At 53.3% G+C, this 23,339-nt stretch carries 22 protein-coding genes; 16 read left to right on the top strand and 6 right to left on the bottom strand.

The features are described 5' to 3' along the window. Window positions 1-8: 8 nt before the first annotated feature. Window positions 9-497: a DnaJ family domain-containing protein gene (locus ACFQ88_RS28995; RefSeq protein ID WP_239630242.1), complete on the bottom strand. Its 489-nt coding sequence runs from the start codon at window positions 495-497 to the stop codon at window positions 9-11. 164 nt (window positions 498-661) lie between these two features. Between ACFQ88_RS28995 and ACFQ88_RS28990 the strand changes: the two genes are divergently transcribed. The 3 genes from ACFQ88_RS28990 (at window position 662) to ACFQ88_RS28980 (ending at window position 3,538) form a co-directional block, all read left to right on the top strand. After that, complete coding sequence (locus tag ACFQ88_RS28990; protein WP_379459710.1) at window positions 662-2,347, top strand: methyl-accepting chemotaxis protein; 1,686 nt, start codon at window positions 662-664, stop codon at window positions 2,345-2,347. A gap of 229 nt (window positions 2,348-2,576) precedes the next feature. Beyond that, a complete protein-coding gene (locus tag ACFQ88_RS28985; protein WP_379459708.1) occupies window positions 2,577-3,194 on the top strand; it encodes a nitroreductase family protein in 618 nt (205 codons plus the stop codon). 185 nt (window positions 3,195-3,379) lie between these two features. Further along, complete coding sequence (locus ACFQ88_RS28980) at window positions 3,380-3,538, top strand: hypothetical protein (protein WP_239630239.1); 159 nt, start codon at window positions 3,380-3,382, stop codon at window positions 3,536-3,538. Window positions 3,539-3,629: 91 nt separating this feature from the next. Here ACFQ88_RS28980 and ACFQ88_RS28975 read toward each other — a convergent pair whose 3' ends face one another. Then, window positions 3,630-4,265: an FMN-dependent NADH-azoreductase gene (locus ACFQ88_RS28975; protein WP_239630238.1), complete on the bottom strand. Its 636-nt coding sequence runs from the start codon at window positions 4,263-4,265 to the stop codon at window positions 3,630-3,632. A gap of 432 nt (window positions 4,266-4,697) precedes the next feature. On the opposite strand from ACFQ88_RS28975, the gene ACFQ88_RS28970 reads away from it, so the two are divergent. The 5 genes from ACFQ88_RS28970 to ACFQ88_RS28950 all read left to right on the top strand — a co-directional run bounded on the left by ACFQ88_RS28970 (window position 4,698) and on the right by ACFQ88_RS28950 (window position 8,528). After that, complete coding sequence (locus tag ACFQ88_RS28970; RefSeq protein ID WP_239630237.1) at window positions 4,698-5,426, top strand: amino acid ABC transporter ATP-binding protein; 729 nt, start codon at window positions 4,698-4,700, stop codon at window positions 5,424-5,426. 21 nt (window positions 5,427-5,447) lie between these two features. Next, window positions 5,448-6,314 carry a glutamate ABC transporter substrate-binding protein gene (locus ACFQ88_RS28965; protein WP_379459705.1) on the top strand — a complete coding sequence of 289 codons (867 nt, stop codon included), beginning with the start codon at window positions 5,448-5,450 and terminating at the stop codon, window positions 6,312-6,314. A gap of 87 nt (window positions 6,315-6,401) precedes the next feature. After that, window positions 6,402-7,055, top strand: coding sequence for an amino acid ABC transporter permease (locus ACFQ88_RS28960; protein WP_239635595.1), 654 nt, complete (start codon window positions 6,402-6,404; stop codon window positions 7,053-7,055). An 18-nt stretch (window positions 7,056-7,073) separates the two neighbouring features. After that, window positions 7,074-7,724, top strand: coding sequence for an amino acid ABC transporter permease (locus ACFQ88_RS28955; protein ID WP_239630235.1), 651 nt, complete (start codon window positions 7,074-7,076; stop codon window positions 7,722-7,724). A gap of 42 nt (window positions 7,725-7,766) precedes the next feature. Next, the gene (locus tag ACFQ88_RS28950) at window positions 7,767-8,528 is read left to right on the top strand and encodes a sulfite exporter TauE/SafE family protein (protein ID WP_379459665.1); all 762 of its coding nucleotides are present in this window, start codon (window positions 7,767-7,769) and stop codon (window positions 8,526-8,528) included. An 85-nt stretch (window positions 8,529-8,613) separates the two neighbouring features. Here the strand turns inward: ACFQ88_RS28950 and ACFQ88_RS28945 are convergent, their stop codons facing one another. Next, entirely contained in the window at window positions 8,614-10,176 is a 1,563-nt protein-coding gene (locus ACFQ88_RS28945; RefSeq protein ID WP_379459663.1) for an MDR family MFS transporter, read from the bottom strand. A gap of 392 nt (window positions 10,177-10,568) precedes the next feature. Then, on the bottom strand, window positions 10,569-11,807 hold the full coding sequence (gene fabF, locus ACFQ88_RS28940; protein WP_379459661.1) for a beta-ketoacyl-ACP synthase II: 1,239 nt from the start codon (window positions 11,805-11,807) through the stop codon (window positions 10,569-10,571). 141 nt (window positions 11,808-11,948) lie between these two features. Between fabF and ACFQ88_RS28935 the strand changes: the two genes are divergently transcribed. Both ACFQ88_RS28935 and ACFQ88_RS28930 read left to right on the top strand, forming a co-directional pair. Beyond that, the gene (locus tag ACFQ88_RS28935) at window positions 11,949-12,815 is read left to right on the top strand and encodes a helix-turn-helix transcriptional regulator (protein ID WP_379459659.1); all 867 of its coding nucleotides are present in this window, start codon (window positions 11,949-11,951) and stop codon (window positions 12,813-12,815) included. 393 nt (window positions 12,816-13,208) lie between these two features. Next, the gene (locus tag ACFQ88_RS28930) at window positions 13,209-14,564 is read left to right on the top strand and encodes a dicarboxylate/amino acid:cation symporter (RefSeq protein WP_239630231.1); all 1,356 of its coding nucleotides are present in this window, start codon (window positions 13,209-13,211) and stop codon (window positions 14,562-14,564) included. A 77-nt stretch (window positions 14,565-14,641) separates the two neighbouring features. Here ACFQ88_RS28930 and ACFQ88_RS28925 read toward each other — a convergent pair whose 3' ends face one another. Then, window positions 14,642-15,394: a helix-turn-helix transcriptional regulator gene (locus tag ACFQ88_RS28925; protein WP_379459656.1), complete on the bottom strand. Its 753-nt coding sequence runs from the start codon at window positions 15,392-15,394 to the stop codon at window positions 14,642-14,644. Between the two features lie 173 nt (window positions 15,395-15,567). Between ACFQ88_RS28925 and ACFQ88_RS28920 the strand changes: the two genes are divergently transcribed. The 4 genes from ACFQ88_RS28920 to ACFQ88_RS28905 are packed head-to-tail and all read left to right on the top strand — an operon-like array spanning window position 15,568 to window position 20,003. After that, window positions 15,568-16,530, top strand: a complete 963-nt coding sequence (locus tag ACFQ88_RS28920; protein ID WP_379459654.1) for a hydroxyacid dehydrogenase — start codon at window positions 15,568-15,570, stop codon at window positions 16,528-16,530. A gap of 18 nt (window positions 16,531-16,548) precedes the next feature. After that, entirely contained in the window at window positions 16,549-17,400 is an 852-nt protein-coding gene (locus ACFQ88_RS28915; protein ID WP_379459652.1) for a sugar phosphate isomerase/epimerase family protein, read from the top strand. Further along, entirely contained in the window at window positions 17,397-18,794 is a 1,398-nt protein-coding gene (locus ACFQ88_RS28910) for an enolase C-terminal domain-like protein (RefSeq protein WP_379459650.1), read from the top strand. Before ACFQ88_RS28915 ends, ACFQ88_RS28910 begins: the two co-directional genes overlap by 4 nt. A gap of 24 nt (window positions 18,795-18,818) precedes the next feature. Next, window positions 18,819-20,003, top strand: a complete 1,185-nt coding sequence (locus ACFQ88_RS28905; protein ID WP_379459648.1) for a Gfo/Idh/MocA family protein — start codon at window positions 18,819-18,821, stop codon at window positions 20,001-20,003. 116 nt (window positions 20,004-20,119) lie between these two features. Here ACFQ88_RS28905 and ACFQ88_RS28900 read toward each other — a convergent pair whose 3' ends face one another. Then, a complete protein-coding gene (locus ACFQ88_RS28900) occupies window positions 20,120-20,683 on the bottom strand; it encodes a helix-turn-helix domain-containing protein (RefSeq protein WP_239630225.1) in 564 nt (187 codons plus the stop codon). A gap of 227 nt (window positions 20,684-20,910) precedes the next feature. On the opposite strand from ACFQ88_RS28900, the gene tdh reads away from it, so the two are divergent. Together tdh and ACFQ88_RS28890 are read left to right on the top strand one after the other, a co-directional pair. After that, entirely contained in the window at window positions 20,911-22,020 is a 1,110-nt protein-coding gene (gene tdh, locus ACFQ88_RS28895; RefSeq protein WP_379459645.1) for an L-threonine 3-dehydrogenase, read from the top strand. After that, window positions 21,995-23,170 (top strand): glycine C-acetyltransferase, encoded by a 1,176-nt coding sequence (locus ACFQ88_RS28890; RefSeq protein WP_379459643.1) that lies wholly within the window; start codon window positions 21,995-21,997, stop codon window positions 23,168-23,170. The genes tdh and ACFQ88_RS28890 overlap by 26 nt, the downstream gene beginning before the upstream one ends. The last annotated feature ends 169 nt before the right edge of the window (window positions 23,171-23,339 follow it).

Below are 23,339 nucleotides of genomic sequence, written 5' to 3'. Positions count from 1 at the left end.
CCGATGAGCTAGAGCCACTGCTCGTACTGCTCCCGCAAGGTGCCGGCGGTGACCCGTTTGCGATGCAAGGACAGGCTCGGAGCTTGCAGATTCAGCTCTTTAATATAATCGTTGATGACGGTAACCTGCTCCTCCACCAGCTCAGGCGCCGCTCCCGAATCTATAAGCTCCAGCGTCAGCTCCATCAATTGCTTGATTTCCTGCCGCAGCATAATCCAAGGATGCTTCACCTTGGCGTTTTTCATGATCGTCTCGAATACGTCTCCTGTCGGTACCTCCAGAGGCTTGCCGAATCCGGGCAAATGCTCCAGTCCTCCGTTTTTGACGAACTCCTGATACGCTTCATCGACCCAGCTCTGAACCTGCCGCTGCATGGAGAGACTTACCGCGGTATCCTCCAGCGTCTCGGCCGGGAGCGGGATGAACGCTTTTTCCTGCTGTTCAGGTGACGGCTCCGGATCGGCTTTGGCTTTGCGACGGTCACGGAAGAAGAACATAGACTATCCCCCTTTGTGCTGAATTGTTGATTTCATTATAACAAAATGTTAGAGAACTATTAGTGAAATTCATATAAAACAAATAGGTTTTCCTTAAGAATTCTAAACTATTCCTTCTACAATGGTACCATACATAGTTAAGATGTCTCAGGAGGGTGTCATTGATGGTGCTGACAGTAGGAAGGAAGCTGGTTTTAACGTACATCCTGATTTTAGTGATTATGGGTGTCATGGGGTTCATGGATTTGAAAAACATGAGGGGGTTGCAAGAGAATACTAGAGAGATTACGAGAAACTGGCTAATAGGCACGGAGGTGGCCAATCAGGTCAAATATGCCAAGGAGCATATTTTAACCCTGTACTATCAGCAACTTCTGGAGCCGAATCCGGCCAAGAAGGAAGAGATCAACAAGCAGACGGAGGCCACGTTTCAGCAAATCGATGATCAGCTTGTGAAATATGAAACTGCTCTGGCTGACGAGCAGGATGCGGCCAATTTTGCGCTGCTGAAAAAGCGTTGGGACCTGTTCAAGGAGACCAACAATCGCCAGAAGGCCGCGGGCAAAGGGGGCGGAGAGGCTTCTGCCGAGCTCTCGAAAGCATTTGCTGATGTACAGGAAAGTATCGATATTATAGTGGAGTATAACCACCGGGCAAGACAATCCGAGCTGGACAGCAACGAGCTGTACCGGGTCAGTATGATCGAGCTGATCGTCCTCCTCGCGGTTGCGTTTGTATCTGTCATTGTCATCAGCTATTTGGTGAACCGGTATATTTCCAAACCGGTCGTTCAGGCTTCCGAGGCGCTGCAGCGCATATCCCAAGGGGATTTGACCGGCCGCACCATCGCTTATAAATTTCACGACGAAATCGGCACGATGATTTCTTCGGTCAATCGGGTATCGGCATCATTAAGGGATTCCGTCTTGAGGATGCAGGAGGCTTCCAATCTCGTCGCGGCTTCCGCACAAGAGCTCTCTGCCAGCTCCGAGCAAAATGCGGCTGCTTCCGAGCACGTGACGACCTCGATCCAGGACGTTGCCTCCGGCTCGGAGAATCAGGCGCAAAGCGCTTTGGAATGCGGACGGGCTATGGACGAAATGGCGATCGGCATTCAGCGGATCGCAGAGGCAACCTCCGATATTTCGGAGCTATCCGCAGAGGCGTCCTCCCGTGCGGAAAAAGGAGCGGAAGTGATCCAGCAGGCTTCCGTCAAAATTCATTCGATCAGCAGCGCGGTAGGCAAAGCCGGCGGAGTCATTCGTGAGCTGGATGAGCATTCGCATAACATTAACCGGATTTCCTTATTTATAGGAGAGATTGCTGCACAGACCAATCTGCTCTCGCTGAACGCAGCTATTGAAGCGGCAAGAGCGGGAGAGCACGGACGAGGCTTTGCCGTCGTAGCGGGCGAAATCCAGAAGCTGTCGGCGCAAACGGCTAATTCGATCCAGGAAATCAACGAGGTCATTGAAGGAATCCGCAGCAGTACGGTACAAGCCGTCCGCTCTATGGATGAGGGCTTGACTGAGGTGCAGGAGGGGCTGCAGGCGGTAGCTCGCGCCGAGGAGACCTTCGGGATGATTGTCGATTCGACCGTGGAAGTATCAAAACGGGTTCAGGAGGCAGCTGCGGCTGCGGAGGAAATGTCGGCCAGCTCGGAGGAAGTAGCGGCTACAGTGACAACCATGGGAGTGATAGCCGAGCAAACCTCAAGCCTGGCCCAGACGGTAGCCGCGACGACCGAGCAGCAGCTGGCTTCGATCCAGGAGATAACGTCGTCGGCGAATGCCTTGTCCGGCATTTCGGAGGATTTGCATCGGCTGGTTGTCCAATACAAGGTTACTTAATGTGGACAAGCATGCCGTTCCATGCATTAACACTCCGCTAAGCTACATACAATCGGGGTTTCGGGTGACTCTATAGGAAGAGTCTTTGTGCAAGGTTCAATTCACATTTCCTATCGTCTTATTGATATTACAAATCAGAGCTTACTTAACAGAAGTAATTGGGTTATAGTCAACAAGACCTTTATCGCAGGCATTTATAGATCATATATAGATAGGAGTGCATCCCATAATGAGTTCTGTAGATCAAAAGCTATCTGCTGAAGAAGTGATGCTTTCCCGTCATTCCGTCCGCAAATACGAGCGCGGAGTAACGATTCCGGAAGCGGAATTGAATGACATTTTGTCCTTGGCTGCAAGCGCCCCGTCTTCATGGAACCTTCAACACTGGCGGTTTCTGGTAGTTACCGATCAAGCGATTAAGGAGAGACTGCTTCCTGTAACCTTCAACCAGCAGCAAACGGTCGACGCCTCTGTTGTTGTAGTAGTGCTCGGCGATCTTCAAGCGAATCTCGCTGCTGCCGCCGTATATGAGAAGGCGTCTCCGGAAATCCGCGATATGATGATCGGACAAATCAACGGAGCTTACGAGAACAATCCGCAGCTGGCTAGAGACGAAGCGATCCGCAATGGTTCCTTGGGAGCCATGCAGCTGATGCTGGCGGCTAAAGCCAAAGGCTACGATACCGTGCCTATGGGCGGATACGATAAGGATGCCTTGATCAAGGAGCTGAACATTCCGGACCGTTATGTACCGGTGATGATCATTCCAATCGGCAAAGCAGCTGCATCTGGACGTCCTACAGAGCGTTTGCCGCTGGAGCACCAGGTCATTCGCGAAAGCTTCTAATAGGTATGAACTGGAGGGTGTCCTGCTTGCAGGACACCCTCTTTTTGCTTGTATCAGGGGGGCGGGGCTCCCTGCAAAGGACTGATTGAAGCTCCACTTTGCGGGACTAAATAATAAATCATTCAGCTTAAGAACATCCTACTAACGAGGGTCATCAGGTCATTTTACAAAAAGGAGCTTGCACCATGACACAACAAGAAACCAAGCAGTCAGCGGATGAGCAGCATGATGCGGAGAAGACGGTGAACCGCGGGGAGCTCAATGCAGCCAACGAGAAGCTGTTAGAGGATCAGCTGGGTGTTAGCGAGGATAAAATCTTCGATTACGTTCCCGGAGAGAATTAGACATTGAGCTGGATATGAAAAAAGAAAAGGAGCTTGAACTCGCTGCGCCGAGTCTAAGCTCCCTTTATTTATACGAGATAGATGAGGAAGGTTAAAACGATTTTGCCAATGCTGCAGCTTTCCCTATAGCTTCCTGCTTGATGCTCTCGGCCTTATCCGGGAATTGGTTATGCCCTTCTATGAACAGCCCCTGAAAATCTGTAATGCCGAAAAACTGCATGATCGCCCCGATATGGCGATGCCCCATCTCCATGGCTGCCGCCGGTCCATCGGAATAGATGCCGCCGCGTGCTTGAATGTGAAGCGCCTTACGGTCGGGAAGGAGCCCTACCGGCCCTTCGGCGGTATACTTGAACGTCTTGCCCGCCGTGCAAATGGAGTCGATATAAGCCTTCATAATCGGCGGATAGGAAAAGTTCCACATCGGAGTTACAAATACATATTTGTCAGCCCCCACGAATTGGTCCGTCAGCTCTCCGAGCCGGGCTACCTTCGATTTTTCCTCCGCTGACAGCTGATTCATATCGCTGCCCGAACGAAGCTTGCCCCAGCCGCTGAACACATCTGCGTCAATATGCGGAATATGCGCCTTGTACAGATCGAGATAAATCACCTCATCCTGAGGATGAGCTTCGCGGTAAGCGTCTACGAAAGCTTGTCCTGCAGCCATACTGAACGATTGAGTTTCGTTGTTAGGATGTGCCGTAATGTAAAGTAAAGTAGCCATAAATGTCATATCATCCTTTTCTCTAGCTTATTACGCCGGGCAGGCCCGTCCCTTCCCTTCGCACAATTACAATTTGCCCACCGGACCCCGTTAATATGTTTGAAATTTGTCCCTGCCAAGCCCTCTCCTAAACTGATTTTCCTGCTCTACATCCCTCGTAATTCCCAGATTTCTTTGTGAATTTCCCGCTTTCTTCAGCTATCCGGAACTTGAACCTTAGACTGCGAACAGCCGGTAGCTGACGTTAGCGTTGTCTAGGTATGAATACCTGTCCATCGCCAAAAAACGAAGGTTGTTCCAAAATAACGCTTTCAAGTGTCATACTTTTCAGCTTTGGGTAATAACTTGTAACTACGTGTTGGATCACAGCGAGATTAAAGCGTTATGTTCATGTGAGTAAAGTTGTCGTAATCCAAGGCAGGGAGGTGGCCTATGATTGAATTCCGCAACGTCAACAAGCACTATGGGGATTTCCATGTCCTTAAGCAAATCGATCTGACGATTCAGCAGGGGGAAGTCGTTGTCATTGTTGGGCCGTCCGGCTCCGGGAAAAGCACCTTGCTGCGCTGCATCAACCGGCTGGAGACGATTACGGATGGGGAGCTGTACGTGAGTGATGCCAAGCTTCACGACAAGAAAGCGGATGTCAACAAGCTGCGGCGGAATATCGGCATGGTGTTTCAGCATTTTAATTTGTATCCGCATATGTCGGTGATGGACAACATCACCCTTGCCCCTATGAAGGTGCTCAAAATGAGCAGGGAGGAAGCGCAAAAAATAGCCGTCCGGTATTTGGAGAAGGTGGGAATCCCGGAGAAGGCGAAGGCGTATCCGTCCGAGCTGTCCGGTGGGCAGCAGCAGCGCGTGGCTATAGCCAGAGGGCTTGCGATGAAGCCGAAAATTATGCTGTTCGATGAGCCGACCTCAGCGCTCGATCCCGAAATGATCGGCGAAGTGCTTGACGTCATTAAAGGTTTGGCCCATGAAGGAATGACGATGGTCGTTGTTACGCACGAGATGGGCTTCGCCCGCGAGGTTGCCGATCGCATCGTGTTCATGGATCAGGGGCAAATCGTCGAAGAGGCGGGGCCGGAGCAGTTTTTCTCAAGTCCGCGGGAGGAGCGGGCGCAGCTGTTTCTCAAACGGTTATTACAACATTAGCGATAGAGAGGGGATTGTTGCATGAGGAAGAGGAGAAAGAAGCTTGGAGCTGCCGCGCTGGCTGTTGTTTTGCTGCTGACCATGGTGCTGGCCGGCTGTGGGACGCAAGGCGGCAGCACGGGGACCCAGGGATCGGGCGATACAGGCAAAGCGGATGGCGGAAGTGCACCGGCGAAAACGCTGGATGCAATAAAGCAGCGCGGCAAGGTGATAGCAGGCGTCAAATTCGATACGAAGCTGTTCGGGCTTAAGGACCCGGCGAGCGGTAATGTAGAAGGCTTCGATATCGATATCGCAAAGGCGCTGGCCAAGAAAATATTGGGCGACGAATCGAAGGTCGAGCTGAAAGAGGTTACGTCCAAAACCCGTATTCCACTGCTTAAAAACGGCGATATCGACATGATTATCGCGACTATGACAATCACAGAGGAACGCAAGCAGGAGGTCGACTTCTCAGACGTGTATTTCAAAGCGGGCCAATCGCTGCTCGTCAAGAAAGGCAGCAAGATCGCTTCCGTCGCCGATATCAAGAAAGGGGTTAAGGTGTTGACCGTCAAAGGCTCCACCTCGGCGCAAAACATACGGGAGAAGGCGCCTGAAGCCACCGTGCTGGAGTTTGAAAACTACCAGGAGGCTTTCACTGCGTTAAAAGCGGGACAGGGGGACGCGCTGACGACGGACAATGCGATTCTGTACGGCATGACGAAGCAGGATCCGAACTATCAGGTCGTAGGCGGCACGTTCACGGATGAGCCTTACGGCATTGCCATCCGCAAGGGAGATACGGAGTTCGTAACCTACGTCAACGAGTTCCTCAAAGGCATGAAAGCCAGCGGAGAATACGATAAATTGCACGAGAAGTGGATCGGCGAAAAGCCGAGCAAATAAGCTGCCGGAGCAGGATGAATGGCCTTACCAAAGAGCCGTTCATCCTATTCCGTTCACCGTAACGGAAGGAGGCCAGCGCGGATGGATATGATCAACTTCAATATCTTATTCAAATATTGGGACATGTATATGGAAGGCTTCCTCAATACGCTGCAGGCGAGCGTCATCGCGCTGATCGGCAGCTTTTTGCTGGGGACCTTAGTGGCAGTTATGCGCATAGCTCCTGTCAAACCGTTGAATTGGCTCGGGGCTGTATATGTGGAATTTATTCGGAACATCCCGATCATTCTGATCGTATTCCTGTTCTTCCTCGGTCCATCGGCGCTGGGGTTCAGCTTAAGCGGCTTCGCCGCGGGAACGATCGGGCTGACGATCTACACCGCTTCTTTTATCGCGGAGGCGATACGGGCCGGCATTCAGGCGGTGCCGAGAGGGCAGACGGAGGCCGCCCGCTCGTCCGGACTTACCTACATACAAACAATGGGCTATATTATTTTGCCGCAAGCTCTGAAAATCGTGATTCCTGCGCTAGGGAACCAGTTTTTGAATTTGGTCAAAAACTCCTCCGTTCTAAGCGTCGTCGCCGGACTCGATCTGATGTATTATGCCGATCTTATCTCTACCAAATCGTTCGTCACCTTCAGTGTGTACATTTTCGTAGCCTTGTTTTATTTGGTCATCACCATTCCGCTCAGCTTCGGGGTCGCTTATCTGGAGCGGCGCATGGCGAGAACGAACTAGACGCGGAGGTGAGAAAGCATGAATTTCGCAGACGCTTATACGTGGGATCATATCCGCTTTTTGCTCGAAGGGCTCGGAGTCACCTTGCGGGTCGCCGTAATTGCGATTATCTTCAGCTTTATAATCGGGTGCTTGCTCGGCACGATTCGATATACGAAGCTTCCGGTCGTATCGCAGCTTACCGCGGTAGGCGTGGAAGTCATCCGCAATCTGCCCTTATTGCTCATAATTTTCTTCACTTATTTTGCATTGCCTGAGGTTGGCATCAAGCTGAGCGTGGAGCATGCAGCCATTGTGGCGCTAACCGTCTTCGAGGCGGCGATGATTTCGGAAGTGGTGCGCAGCGGCCTGAACTCGATCCCGAAGGGCCAGATTGAAGCGGCCCGTTCGTCGGGACTGACGTACCTTCAGACGCTGGGCCACATCGTTTTGCCGCAGGCGCTTCGCCGGATGATGCCGCCGATGGTCAGCCAGTTCATATCGCTATTGAAGGATACGTCGCTTGCGGTCGTCATATCTTTGGCCGAATTGATGCACAACGCCCAGATCATTAACGGACAGGACGTCAACTTCGTAATCCCGGTGCTTTTGCTGACCGCGGTTATGTACTTTGTCGTTAATTACGCGCTGTCCATTGTGGCCAAACGATTGGAAGCACGGCAAGTGTAGAAGACGCCGCTGCAGCTGCATAGTGAGGAAAGAAGGTATGCAATGGAGGAGCTTGGTGTACAGATGCTCTTGTGGGTTGTGATCGGCGGCTTCGCGGCCGCCTTTGTCGATGCGGTTGTCGGGGGCGGCGGTCTTATAGCCGTTCCCGTTCTGCTGTTGACCGGCATGCCGCCGACGGTCGCGCTTGGCACCAACAAGCTGGCTGCGTCCATGTGCTCCTGCACCAGCATGATTGCTTTTATGCGCTCAGGCAAGGTGGAGCTGGGACTCGTCCGCTACTTGTTCCCGCTGGCGCTTATCGGTTCCGTGTCGGGAACCTTAACGCTTCAATTCATCCCATCGTCATTTTTGCGGCCGATGGTGGTCGTCATGCTCGTTGCGGTCACGATCTATACGCTGGTCCGAAAGCAGTGGGGACGCGAATCGACTTACAGCGAGCTGTCGCCCGGGTCCAAAGCGGTAGCCGCCGCGGCTGCGCTCGGCCTGGGCTTCTACGACGGCTTCTTCGGGCCGGGAACCGGCTCGTTTCTGCTGTTCACGTTTTTGCTGCTGGGCTTCGACTTCGTCAAGGCGGCCGGCAATTCGAAGGTATTGAACTTCGCCAGCAACATAGCGAGTCTGGGGACGTTCATGTACCTCGGGCTCGTTAATTACAGCATCGGCATTCCGATGGGCATCGCCATGATTGGAGGCGCGCTGCTCGGCTCGCGGATCGCGATCCGTAAGGGCGCAGCTTATGTGCGCCCTCTGTTTATTGCCGTCACGGCGCTGCTCATAGGGAAGCAGCTGCTGGACTTGATCTAGCTAGAGGCCTGAGAGCCGTCTGCAAGCGGAGCAAAAAAAGCCTGCGAATCCGAACAATGGTATCGGATACGCAGGCTTTATCGTTTTAGTGGGAAGGCACGTAGCCTTCTCCTTTTGCCTTAGCTTCCTCTAATTCCCTCGCCTCTGCGGCAGGATCCAGCTTATCTTTGCCCATCAGGAAAGCTGCCGCCAGCGCCAGCACGGCGGGAATGAGCGCCCAGGCGAAGGTGGTTATAATAGAGGACGAGAGTCCTTCCGTAATGACACGCAGTACTTCAGCGGGGATATGAGCCCGCGTCGCCGGGTCCAGCAGCATGTGCGGATCCTTGAAGTCAATGCCTTGAGGCACGGCTGTCTGGCTGCCTTGGGCGAACGACTCGGTCAAATGCTTCGTCAAAGCGTGGCTTTGAATGATGCCGAAGATGGTGATGCCAAGCGTCATCCCAAGAGATCTCAGGAAGGTAAGTGTCGAGTTGGCCGCTCCCCGCTGTCTAATCGAGAAGGAATGGATGGCTGCGTTGCTCAGCACCGAAAAGGAGGAGCCGATTCCGAGACCGATCATAATCATATACACTGTGATAGTAAATCGCGAGGAGCCGGTCGTTAATGTAGTCATCAGGGCAATTCCCGCCACAAGCAGAATGAGTGTCATGATCATGATCGAACGGTAAGGTATGCGTGTCATCAGGCTTCCGCCGGCAGTAGCCGTGACTACCGTTCCCAGCATCATCGGCAGCAGTACATAACCCGAATTGGTTGCAGACCCGCCCAATACGCCTTGAATAAAAATCGGGATGTAGACGGAGGCTGTAATGAAAGCGGCTCCGCTCAGCATCGCCAGCACATTGCTCGTGGCAAATAAGCGGGTGCGGAACATTGCGAAGGAAATGATCGGCTCCTCCGCGCGTTTTTCCACGAACAGGAACAGTAGGGCAAAAAGGAGAAATCCGGCGAACAAGCTGCCGATTTGCAGCGAAGTCCATGCATACTGCTTGCCGCCCAGCTCCAGGGCGAAAATTAAACAGACGATAGCGCAGACGAGTGAGCCTGCGCCCCACCAGTCGATCTTCTGTTTGGAATGCTCCAGCGACTCTTTGTAAAAGAACGCGATCATGGCGAACGAGATCAAACCGAGCGGCAGGTTGATGTAAAAGATCCATTCCCAATGGATGTACTCGGTAATGTAGGCGCCGAGCAGCGGGCCGAAGATGCTCGACATGCCGAAGACGGCACCGAACAATCCGCCGAGCTTGCCTCTGTTCTCCGGTGCGACGGCATCGAACATGATCGTGAAGGTAATCGGCATCAAGGCTCCCGCACCGATCCCCTGCACAGCGCGGTACAAGCTGAGCTGCTCGATCGACGTCGCCGTCCCGCATAGAACGGAGCCGAACATAAAGACGAGGATGCCGAAGATGAAAAAGCGCTTGCGGCCGTACATGTCGGACAGCTTGCCGAAGATCGGCATCCCTGCCATTTCTGCGACCATATAGGCGGAGGTAACCCAGACGAATTTGTCGAGGCCTCCCAGCTCTCCGATAATGGTGCCCATTGCGGTTGCGGTAATCGTATTATCCATGGAGGCCATCAGAATAGCCAGCAGCAGCCCTCCGATTACGATTCCGATTTTGTTTGACGGTGTGCTCATGAACAACTTCCTTTCGTATTCATCATTAGACGATCGCGCCGCCTGTGAGGGACGGTGCGTCATTTGCCTGTTCTCTACGCTTCTTACTATAAAGGCGGAACGCTGACAGCTGTATGTCAGCGATGTTTGTGGATCATTAACTTTTTTCTTTACCATCTTTACATGAGAAAAACCTCTATCGAGGTCCTTTCACAGAGGAGCGACCGCGCTTAGAGGTAGTTTTTATCGCCAAATAGAAATTTCACATCCGATGACCCCGGAATGTTAAACATTCTATTATGGTTAGAAAAGCCGACCCGGTATGCATGGGTCGGCTTGCTGATGTTCATGAAAGAGAATACCTAACCGGCGGCTGCCTTATCTAAAGCTAGTGTTTCCTGGCTGAAGCCGGTTTAATCCTGAAATTTCCTAAGGACGATAACCGCATTGTGTCCCCCGAAGCCGAACGAGTTGGATATCCCTATCGTCATATCGGCACGCCGCGCTTGATTGGGCACATAGTCCAGATCGCAGACTGGATCCGAATGTTCGAGATTGATCGTAGGAGGGATCAAGCCTTCCTGTAAGCTTTTCACCAAGGCGATAGCCTCTGCGCCGCCGGCGGCGCCAAGCATGTGGCCGGTCATCGACTTGTTGGCCGTAACGGGAATGCGATAGGCCCGCTCGCCGAACAATTTCTTGATCGCGAGCGTCTCCGACTTGTCGCCCGCCTCGGTGCTTGTCGCATGAGCACTGATCACATCCACGTCCTCGGGCTGGATGCCCGCTTCGGCGAGGGCCGCTTTCATTGCCAAGTAAGCTCCGGCTCCTTCCGGATGGGTCGCTACGATGTGGTAAGCATCGGAGCTTGCCCCGTATCCTATCACCTCGGCATAGATCCTAGCATTGCGGCGCATCGCGTGGCTCAGCGATTCGATCACCACAATGCCGGATCCCTCGGCCATAACGAACCCGTCGCGCTCGGCGTCAAACGGGCGGCTCGCTCTCGCGGGCTCCTCATTGCGCGTCGACAGGGCGGTGGCATTGCCGAAGCTCGCCAGCGAGATGTCAGTGACCGCCGCTTCTGAGCCGCCGGCCAGTACGACGTCCGCGATGCCGAGACGAATCAGCCGCATCGCTTCGCCGATGGCGGTATTGCCGATGGAGCAGGCGGTCACCGGCGACAAGGTCGGTCCGGTTGCGCCGAACTTCATGCTGATCATAGCTGCAGCCATGTTCGATATCATCATCGGCACGAGGAAGGGGCTGACCCGGTCCGGGCCGCGCTCCTTCAGCACGCGGTCCTGCTCCAGCAAGGTCTGGATGCCCCCGATGCCGGAGCCGACGTAGACTCCCATCCGCTCTTTGTCGACGTGCTCCATCACGAGTCCGGAGTCTTCCACCGCCTGCTCCGCCGCGGCCAAGGCGAATTGACAAAACCGGTCCATCCGGCGCGCCTCCTTGCGGCCGAAGCGGGCATCGGCGTCAAAATCGCGGACGAGCCCCGCAATTTTCGCTTTATAGCCCGACGTATCTATCGTATCGATGAGGGAAATGCCGGATTGCCCTCCTGCCAAACCGCTCCAAAACCGTTCTACATCATTGCCCAGAGGGGAGATGATCCCCAGTCCGGTAATCACTGCTCTTTCCATCGTACAATCCCTTCCTTCCCAATAGAAATGTTTAGGACCTGGTACTAAAAATTATTATGGCACAGTGGATATCCTATTACAAGTTGGTGTTTATCATAGTATAATCAGTACCATGATATAGGCAGATAAGGGGAGATGAGCATGAATCAACAGACAAGACTGCAGGCATTGTCGGCTTTTTTGAAAGCGCAGCGGGCCAAGGTGTCCCCGGAAGCCGCCGGACTCCCGGCTGGAGGACGGAGAAGAACGCCGGGTCTGCGCAGAGAGGAGGTCGCCCAGCTCGCGGGAGTGAGCCCGACCTGGTACACATGGCTCGAGCAGGGGAGAGATATCCGGGCATCCTCCTCGGTGCTGGACTGCGTAGCCGCCGCTTTGAAGCTGACCGCGGACGAGCGCAAATATTTATTCTCCCTCGCTCTGGAGACGGGGGCCGGAATGACGGTACTGAAAGAAGAGCAGCCGGAAATCAGCCCGTCTTTACGGACGATCCTGCAGGAGCTGCGGAATTGCCCGACGATTATCTCAGACCGGAGATGCCACATCGTCGGCTGGAATCAGGCGGCCTCCCATGTGTTTCTCGACTTCGAGCAGCTGCCGCACGAGCAGCGGAATATGATCCGTCTGCTGTTCACCCGCAAGGAATTCCGCAGCCTGGCGGTCAACTGGGAGCATTTCGTCAGCGGCTTTCTTTCCATATTCCGCGCGTACTATGGTCAATATGTCGAAGACGAGTGGTACGAGCAATTTCTTGGGGAAATGAGGGAGCATCATCCGGATTTCCAGCCTTTATGGGAGCAAAGCAGGGTAAGCTCCGCGCCGGAGGTACTGATCGAATTCCGCCATGCCAAGGCGGGCAAAATGCTGTTTCACCTGACATCGCTGCAGGTGCAGGGAGAATCGGACCTGCGGTGCAGCGTCTACACGCCGGTCCCCGATTCGTCTACGGAGGCGAAGATCAATCGGCTTATGGAGCACAAGGCTCCGCCGTCCGTGTCGCCGGCAGATTGAGCACGATCGCGTCATCTTTATTGTGTAATATAACGTAACATACCGATTTCTATAGTCCGCAATCATATTGGGGCAGAAGCCGCACACGGCGATGAAGCTGCCCCTCCCCATTCCCTCCTCACCGCCAGACACTTCCCGCAATAGTCCCTTTGGGCATGAATTAACGTTGCTTAGGAAACTTTGTACCCTAAGTTCTTAAATCGCTGTATCGACGTAACAATGATAATAGGATGAAGAGATTTGGGTAGAATATGGTTCAAAAGTGCCTATTTTCCTTAAAAATGCATGTCTTTTCGCTCAAAAAATATTCTTGACAGCTTTCAGTGATGGCAGTATTATTCTTGTAGCGCATAATTCCTACTAAATAAGTAGGGTATAAAGGGGATGGGTAGCTTGAATAACAACTTGATTGTAGCTTTTCAGACTAACTGGATAAGCTTGCTTATTTCTTTAGTAATTATCGGTTTATTATTCTTCTTGGCTAAGAAACGGGTAGGCTTCGGCACACGCGTCCTTCTCGCTCTGGGTCTCGGGCTTGTAGCCGGAATTTTCTTCAATACTTATAAGATTAGTGCAGTAAGCGTCAGCACGATCGGTACGATTTACGTCAACCTGGTCAAGATGCTTGTTATGCCGCTGGTCGTAGTTCTTGTCATTAACAGTATCACCTCGATCTCCAGTCTTGGCCATTTGCGCAAGATCGGTGTCAAAACGATTTCCTTGTTCTTCATTACGACAGGGATTGCCGCATTGATCGGTTTGCTGGTGGCTTTGGCGTTTGACCCGGGAGCAGGTATCGCACAAGAGGTTCCTAAGACATTCAAGCCTCGTGAAATCCCGACTTTCTCGCAAGTTATTTTGGATCTTGTTCCTTCGAACCCTATCAGCGATATGGCTGCAGGCAAAGTCGTACCTGTTCTGCTGTTTGCAATTTTCGTGGGTATCGCTATGGTACAGGTCGGATCGAAGAAGCCTGAAGTGGTTCAGCCTGTCAAGAACTTCGTTGAATCGTTCGCCCAAATTATGCACCAAGTAACGAAATACATTATCCGTTTGACTCCATACGGTGTATATGCCCTGATCGGTGCTATGGCTGCCAAATACGGTTTGGAAACGTTGGCTCCGCTCGTGAAAGTTATTATTGCGACTTATGTAGCTTTGCTGCTGCACTTCATTATTACGTTCGGCGGATTGGTCACCTTCGTGGCGAAAGTCAATCCGATCAAGTTTTTCCGCAAAGCATATCCGACTATCGCCGTTGCTTTTACAACACGCAGCAGCTATGTAACGCTGCCGGTTAACCTTGAGGTTATTACCAAACGATTGCGCGTATCTCCGCGTATCGCCAGCTTCGTAGCTCCTCTTGGCGCAACGATGAACATGAACGGGTGCGGCGGCGTATGGCCGGCCATCGTAGCGATTTTCGTAGCTCGCGTATATAACGTGCCAATGGGTATTTCCGAATATATTTTGATCGTTATCGTAAGCATGATTTCCTCGATCGGTGTTGCAGGGGTACCTGGACCTGCCGCTATCTCGACAACGGTTGTATTGACGGCTCTTGGCTTGCCGGTCGAAGGCTTGGGTCTTGTTCTTGCCATCGATGCCGTGGTGGATATGGGTCGTACAGCGGTGAATGCAACAGGAACTACCGTCTGCTCCTTGCTTGTCGCAAACTCGGAAGGCGAGTTCGACCGTGAATCGTTCAACCGCGACGAAGAGGATCAAATGGAATTGAACGCGGTATAAGCTTCAGATTGAACAAAAGAAAACAGCGCTGCAAGAAGCCATTCTTGTATCGCTGTTTTTTTGCATTTGCCGGCTTTTTATTTCCCGGAACGGTATTGCCTCGGATTCACTCCCGTCATCCGCTTGAAAAACCGCGAAAACGTAAAAATGTCCTTAAACCCCAATTCCTCCGTTATATAAGAAATATTGAACTCGCTGTACCTTAGCATTTCCTTCGCTTTATCCAGCCGGATCCGGTCGATGAACGACTTCAAGCTCTCCCCGGTCAGCTGCCGGAACAGCTTCGATATATGGCTTCGCGTGTAAGACAACTCCTGTGCAATCTCATCCACACTGATAGGCTTGCCGTTCCGTTCTCGCACCATATCCGTAACGGTCCGTATCAGCTGGCTAGGGGCATCCTCCGTCTGGTCCGCCTCTTCCGATTCAAGATACATAAATAAAGCTTCGAGCATCCCCTCTACGAACCTTTTTTCATAGGGCCGCAAAATAGTGCCTGTAACCATAGCGAGGAGCGATGCCGTGAACTTTTCGGTAAACAGCGATTTTCGCAGGGTGACTTCCCTCTGTAAGCAATCGGCTGGACTGCGCTCGAACTTCAGCGTAATCCATGCGGCTCCGGGAGGCTCGTAAACGAACTCGTGCTCCAGACCGGGAGGGATCAACAGCATATCTCCGGCGCTCAGGAGCTGGCGCTCTTCATTTAGCATCGTATAAGCAACATGATGACGCGTGACAATTTCCAGCTGCCAAAACTTGTGCGCGTGCATGTTCACTTTCCCGTAGTCGTGTCGTTCGCCTTTAAACAAGATGAGCAGATTCGCGTTCATCGCCGCGCCTCCTTCTATCTTATGGTCATATCCATACCATATCAATGATCACACAAAACGACAAGTATTGCTTCGATTTTGCCATTCGTCCCCACGTGGCGGGGTGTTATAGTTGCTTTGTAAAAATAATGACGGAGAGGCGTGAGTAATTCATGGTTAAAATAGGAGTCCTAATGCCTGTAAGTATGCAAAATGCTATATTTTCCGAAGCTAGCCGCAGTGAGCTCGAATCGATGGCGCAAGTAGCTTGGAACCCGACGGAAGCACAATTCAACGATGACGAAGCGGCGGCATTTTTAACAGATTGCGAAGTGTCGATCGGCTCGTGGAGAACGCCTAAGCCCTCGAAAACGATCTTGGATGCATGTCCTTCTCTCAAGCTGTGGGAGCATGCCGCGGGATCGGTCAAAGCCTTTTTCACCGACGAGCTGCACGGTAGAGACCTGATGATCGCATCCTGCGCTCCTGCTATCGGAAGAACCGTTGCCGAAATGGTGCTCGGCGAAATGATAATCGGCCTCCGCCGCATCATTCCTAATGCTCAATCGAACCAGACCGAATTCAGACAACCGGTCCCTAATAAGTTGTATTTGGCTGCCGCGACTGTCGGTATCATCGGCGCCTCCCAGGTAGGACGGTATTTCCTGCAGCTGGTACGCCCGTTCGGGCCGAGAGTGCTGATCTATGATCCGTATTTAACGCATGAAGCCGCAGCGGAGCTCGGCGCAACGAAGGTTGATACATTGCTCGAGCTGTGTAAGGAATGCGACGCTATCACCATGCACACGCCGATGACGGACAGCACCCGCCACATGATGGGCGCGAAGGAATTCCAGGCGATGAAGGACGACGCCGTATTTATCAATTCCTCCCGCGGAGGCTGCATCGATGAGAAGGCGTTGATTGCCGAGCTGGAGAAAGGACGCCTGTTTGCGTTTCTTGACGTGTCCGATCCGGAACCTGCAGAGATGAGCAACCCGATCCGCAACCTGCCTAACTGCATTTATACTTCCCACTTGGCGGGAGGACAAAGCTACCATATCGGTATCCAAGTCGTTGAAGATGTGAAAGCCTATTTGAACGGCTCCAAGCCGAAAATGGTCGTCACTTGGGAAATGCTGGACCGCTTGGCATAGCCGTTGGAGGGGAAATAGATGAATACGATGCTGTACACGTTATTCCCGAAGTTTTTCCAAAGCTTGGATGTGCATCGGCTGGCTGAGGTGGCCCAGGCCAGCGGCTTCGATGCGGTCGATTTGGTTGTGCGCGACGGGTATTGGGTTACTCCGGAGCGATTTGCTGTAGAAGCGCCGGCGTTCGTGCAGGCGATGCAGCGCAATCATATGAAGGTGGAGTTCGCGACGACGGGGTTTTCGCCCGAAATGCTTGCTCAAGACGATACACCTTTGAAGGTGATGTCCGATATCGGCATCCGCGGCTTCCGTATGTCCTACTTCTCGTATGATGAGCGTGAACCGTTATTCGCCCAGATGGAGCAAGCGCGCGCCTCGATGCAGCAAATGGCGGAGCTGTGCGCTAAGTACAACCTGAAGGCGGTTTACCAGGTTCACCACGGCGAACGGATGCTCATTCACCATGCTTATGCCGCTTTAACACTAGTCGATGGATTGCCTGCGGAGCATGTCGGCATCATGCTGGATCCGGGCAACCAGTTCCATGAAGGGACCGATAATTGGAAAAGGGCGATCGCCACGCTTGGAGCCTATTTGGCCGGAATGGGAATGAAGGATGCCCGGTACGTGTTCAATTCCGAGGACAAAGCGGCTCCGAACAAAGGCTGGAGCAAGCAATGGACGCCTTGCCAGGATGGTGTGACGAATTGGCATGTCATTGCGAAGGCGCTGCACGAAGCGAAGTTTCAAGGCGTGCTCAACTTCCAGCCGTTTTACCATAGCAATAACCTGGATCTCCTCATCCCTGCACTGCAGGAAGAGGTGGCCTACATTAAGAAAGCGATGCAAGAGACGGGGGAGGGGACAGCATGAAGCCGTACGATATAGCGATAACCGGACTGCAGCTGTATGAGCTGCCTGTGCAAACCCGTGTTCCTTTGAAATTCGGAGCTGAGGTGCTCACTACGGTAACCTGCGCAAGAGTGCGCATCCAGACGGAAAATCGGCGCGGCGAGCGCGGCGAAGGCTGGGGGGAGACCCCTTTAAGCGTACAGTGGGTATGGCCGAGTTCCCTTGGCTATGAAGTGCGCGAGCAAGCGTTGAAGGCGATATGCCGGCTCATCGCCGATGATTTGTCCCAATGGAAGGAGCAAGGTCATCCGTTCGAGCTAGGTTCGCGGTATCAGAAGGAGCGGCTGTCCCGAGTGGTCGATTCCTTTAACGCCATCTCCGGCCTGTCTGAGCCTGTGCCGTATTTGGCGGCGCTCGTCTGCTTCTCCCTCTTTGACATTGCGCTTCATGATGCTTATGGGCACACGAATCGGGTCAACATTTACGAGACCTACAACGGCAATTATATGAACGACGATTTGTCGGCCTATTTGGAGCCTGCAGCGGGGTCGTCCGTAAGGTTCGAAGGCTTGTACCCGCAAGACTTTTTCAGCATCCCTGCTCAAAACGAGCTGGTAGCCTGGCATTTGGTCGGCGGCAAAGATTTGCTGTACCGGCATGAATTGACAGGTGAGGAGAAGGATGACGGGTATCCTTATACGCTCGAGGATTGGATCGAGCGGGACGGCTTGAAATGCCTGAAGGTCAAGCTGACAGGCAATGATGCGGCCTGGGATTATACGAGACTCGTTCAGGTGGGCGATATAGCGTTGGCGGGACAGGTCGTTTGGCTGACCGCGGATTTTAATTGCCAGGTCACCGATTGCGATTACGTGAACGATATATTGGACCGGTTAATGCATGAGCATCCGGAAATTTATAAAGCGATCTTGTATATCGAGCAGCCCTTCCCCTATGAGCTGGAGGAGCATCAGCTCGACGTCCGCAGTGTCAGCGCCAGAAAACCGCTGTTCATGGACGAAAGCGCGCACGACTGGGAGCTGGTAAAGCTGGGGCGCGAGCTCGGGTGGACCGGCGTGGCGCTCAAGACGTGCAAGACGCAGACGGGAGCATTGCTTAGCTTATGCTGGGCCAAGGCGCACGGCATGACGCTGATGGTTCAGGATTTAACGAATCCGATGCTTGCGCAAATTCCTCATTTGCTGTTGGCGTATCATGCAGGTACAATTATGGGAGTGGAAACGAACGGGATGCAATTTTACCCTGAGGCTTCTCATTATGAAGCTGTCATTCATCCGGGATTGTATCGGAGACAAGAAGGCAAGGTGCGGCTCGGCAGCCTGTCCGGTTACGGATTCGGCTATCGGGTCGATGAAATCGCAAGGCCTCTCCCGGAACCCACTGCAGCTTACTAGAAAAGCGGAAAGGCGGTGTAATCTATGGGAGCAAACGGTAAGGTGAAGGTCGGGATTATTGGGATGGGCAATATGGGGAAGCTTTATTTCGAACAGTTATCCCACATGGAGCATTGTCAGGTGGTCTCGATATGGAGCCAAAAGGAAGAAAAAGTTAAGATGCTTGCCGCCGAATATGGAGTACAAGGGTTCACGGATTATATCGCTATGCTGGATGCCGGCAATCTGGATGCAGTGATCGTAGCAACGCCCCATTATCAGCATACGACGGTGACGGTAGAGGCACTGCGCCGGAATATTCATGTGCTCGTGGAGAAGCCGGTGGCTGCTCATGTCAACGATTCGGAGCGTATGAATGCCGTCTATGAAGAGCAGAAAAAGCTCGCGCCCGATCTGGTGTTCGCCGCCATTTATCAGCAGCGCACGCTGCCTCAATGGCAGTATATCCGGCAGCAGGTACAAGACGGCAAGCTCGGGAGATTGATGCGGTTCTCCTGGATTACTACGAACTGGTTCCGCCCGCAGGCGTACTTCAACGTAGGCAATTGGCGCGGCACATGGAAAGGGGAGGGCGGCGGCGTTCTGCTAAATCAGTGCGCGCACAACCTCGATATGATGTGGTGGCTGTTCGGCCTCCCGCAGGCTATCACATCGACTGCTGCCTTCGGGAAGTACCACGATATCGAGGTCGAGGACGAGGTACATGCCATGCTCGAGTACAATGGCGGCTTGATGGGAAGCTTCATTGCTTCGACCTCGGAAGCTCCGGGTACGGACCGGCTGGAAATCGTAGGAGAATACGGCAAGCTGGTATACGAGCATAAAAAAGTGACACTGTACCATAACAAGGAGTCCGCTCTCGAATATATTCAGCATGCCAAGCAAGCTTTCGGTATGGTTAAGCATGACGTAGCGGAGATTTCGTGGGCTGATGTTACCGGGCCCGGCCATGAGCATATTTTGAATGACTTCGTGCAAGCGATTATCGACAAGCGGCAGCCGATGGTGCCTGCAGCGGAAGGGCTGAACTCGCTCATGCTCATCAACGGCATGGTGCTGTCGTCCCTGCGTGAAAGCAAAGTGCGCTTGCCGTTCGACGGAAACGAATACGATCGCGAGCTGCAGAAGCTTATTGCGAATTCAACGTACCGCAAGCCGGAGGCTAACCATGACCACGTAACCGTGGATGTGAAGGATTCATTCCGGTAAGCTAATAACAAAAGACGCTTCCAATACCACGTTACAAGTGGGAAGGGAGCGTCATTTTTTTTGCGAGCTTAAGCAGGTGAGCCCGAAGTCCTGACGGGGGCTTTTCGGGACGGCTTTTAATTTTTCGGGTAAAAAATGATTGTGTGATACACCGTCTTGCCGTCCGACAGGTTCTTGTACGTATGGGGCTTGTCGGCTGTAAAATGGACGGCGTCGCCCGCCTGCAGCCGGTACGTCTCCTGTTGGAACGCAAGCTCAAGCTCGCCCTGGGACATCAAAATATATTCTTCGACCCCTTCGTTATGGGGCTCGGATTCGTGAGCGCATCCAGTATCCATCTCGACCGTGTACACCTCGAATTGTTTATTCTGGTCGAAAGGGATGAGCGGATACGCGCGGTACTGTCCATCTTCCTCCCAGAACGGCTCCAGCTCGTCAAATCGGATGTGGGTTACCCTCGGTGTCTCCTCCTCAATAAGGGTGGTGAACGAAATGTGGAGACCGTTGACGATTTTCCACAGGATCGAGATGGTCGGATTGGAATCGCCGCGCTCGATCTGGCCGATCATGGCTTTGCTGACGCCTGTCAGCTCGGCGACCTGATCCAGGCTGAGTGACCTTGCCTTGCGGATGGCCTGGAGATTGCGGCCGATTTTTTTATGGATTTGATCGTGTTCCATGCGGTTATGCTCCTAACCAATGATTTAGTTTTCATTATATACGAAGGATGCGGGAAACGTACAATCCGCTCAGCCGATGGCTGCGGAGGATAAAAATATTTTTCAATTATCCGGGCGAATGTCTGTACATTATCTTGTACATATGTATAATATAATAACATATATGTGCTATATCGTGTACAAATGTGCGTTATGATGAGCGTTTTGTAAAAAGGAGGATGGACGGCATGGAGAAGACGATGGTCGGTTTGGTGAAGGAAACCGGGGGGCCGGGAGCGGTGTTGAAGGAGGTGCCCGTACCTGTCTATGGACCCGACGAAGTATTGGTGAAGGTGAAAGCGACATCCATATGCGGAACGGACGTTCATATTTACCAATGGGATGATTGGGCGGCGAGGACGGTAGTCACTCCGAACGTCTTCGGCCACGAGTTCGCCGGTATTGTCGAGGCGGTCGGATCGGAGGTCGTACACGTGAAGCCGGGGGACCGGGTATCCGGAGAGGGGCATATCGTTTGCGGCGTATGCAAAGCGTGCCGGACAGGGAACGCTCATGTTTGTCCAAACACGCGCAGCTTCGGGATTACAGCTCCCGGCTGCTTCGCCGAATATGCCGTTCTTAAGGCGTCCAACGTTATTCACAACCGGCCGGAGCTGCCGTTCGAGCTGGCTTGTCTGCAGGACCCGCTCGGCAATGCCGTGCAGACTGTGATGTCGGGCGATATTGTCGGCAAGTCCGTTGCCGTGATCGGTTCCGGCCCTATCGGATTGATGGCCATTGCAGTGGCGAAGGCTTGCGGAGCCGGGGCCGTCATCGCGGTTGATGTAAACCCTTACCGCCTGGATCTGGCCCGGCGGATGGGCGCCGACCATACGATCGACAGCCGGCACGTGATCTTGTCCGAGGCAATTCGGGATTATACCGGAGGTGAGGGAGCGGAGGTGATCCTCGAAATGTCCGGCCATCCGGAGGCGATCCGGCAAGGCTTCGAGGCGGCCGCACCCGCTGCGCGCGTATCGCTGCTCGGTATCCCGACGCGTGAGGTGTCGCTCGATCTGTCGTCCCACATTATTTTCAAAGGGCTGCATATCGATGGTATTACGGGCCGGCGCATGTACCAGACCTGGTATCAAGTGAAAGGGCTGCTGGAGCAGAACCGCATCGATCTGACTCCGCTCATCACCCACCGGTTTCCGCTGCACCGCTATGAGGAGGCGTTCGGTCTTATGGCTTCCGGCCAGTGCGGCAAAATCGTATTTACCCACGAAGAGAACGTGATCGAGGACGATAAAGAGAAAGGAGAAACGAGCCATGGCCAACTGGCAGTCACTGCATGATGAACTGGAGCAACTGAAGAAGGAGGGGCGGTATCGCCCGCTGACGGTATGGGACAGCAGCTCCGGTACTTGGATGACGCTGAACGGGCGGCGGGTATTGCAGATGTCGTCCAACAACTACTTGGGACTGACCGAGCATCCGGAGTTGAAGGAGGCCGCCGAGCAGGCTATCCGGGAATATGGCGCAGGAAGCGGCTCCGTGCGCACGATTACCGGAACGCTCCGCATTCACGATGAATTGGAGCGGGAGCTGGCTGCTTTCAAAGGAACGGAGGCGGCGCTCGTATTCCAGTCCGGCTTCACGACCAATCAGGGCGTGCTGGCTTCACTGCTCGGTCCCGACGATGTAGTCATCAGCGACGAGCTGAACCATGCCAGCATTATCGACGGGATCCGCTTGACCAAGGCGAGCCGGAAAATTTATGCGCATAAGGATATGGATCAGCTGGAAGCGGCGTTGAAACAAAGCGCCGGGTTCCAGAAGCGCATTGTCGTTACGGACGGCGTGTTCAGCATGGACGGTGACATTGCCCCGCTGCCTGCTATTGTAGAGCTGGCCGAGGCCTACGACGCTTTCGTCTATGTTGACGATGCCCATGCGAGCGGTGTTCTGGGGAAAAACGGCAAAGGCATCACCGACCATTTCGGCTTGAACGGCCGAGTCCATATGCAAGTCGGCACGCTGTCCAAGGCGGTCGGTGTCGTCGGAGGCTACGTCGCGGGGGAGCAGGTGCTGAAGGACTACTTGATTCACAAGGCGCGTCCGTTCTTGTTCAGCACCTCGCAGACTCCGGCGGTAGCTGCCTCCTGCTTGGCGGCGATCCGCGTTCTGCAAAAGAGCGACCAGCTGATCGGCCGGCTGTGGGCCAATGCGGACTATTTCCGCTCCGGCGTCCAGTCGCTCGGCTTTGATACCGGCGCGAGCGAAACGCCGATTATCCCTGTCATTGTTGGAGACCCGGCGAAGACGATGCAGTTCTCCGATCTGCTGCTGGAGGAGGGCGTATTCGCTCAAGGCATCGTCTATCCGACGGTAGCTATGGACAAAGGCCGTGTCCGCTTCATCGTTACGGCGGGACATACACGGCAGGATCTGGACTTTGCCTTGGATGCGCTGAAGCGGGCCGGGCAGAAGCTGGGAATGCTGTAGCAGAGCCTTTAGCTTGTCATAATGCGTGTAATCAGAAAATGCTTAAGGGGTTAGGTGGGGTATCTCCCGGAGGAGCGAGCGACCGCCTTTGTTTTTGGGAAATTACCGCTGGAAAGAGATAATTAAGTTATTCCCGAAAACAACAGCGGCCGGAGGGAGGTACCCCACC

Origin of the sequence: Paenibacillus sp. NPDC056579 (assembly GCF_042793215.1) — a bacterium.
In the GTDB taxonomy this organism is placed as follows: Bacteria; Bacillota; Bacilli; order Paenibacillales; family NBRC-103111; genus Paenibacillus_S.
This window is presented reverse-complemented; position numbering and strand designations above follow the sequence as displayed.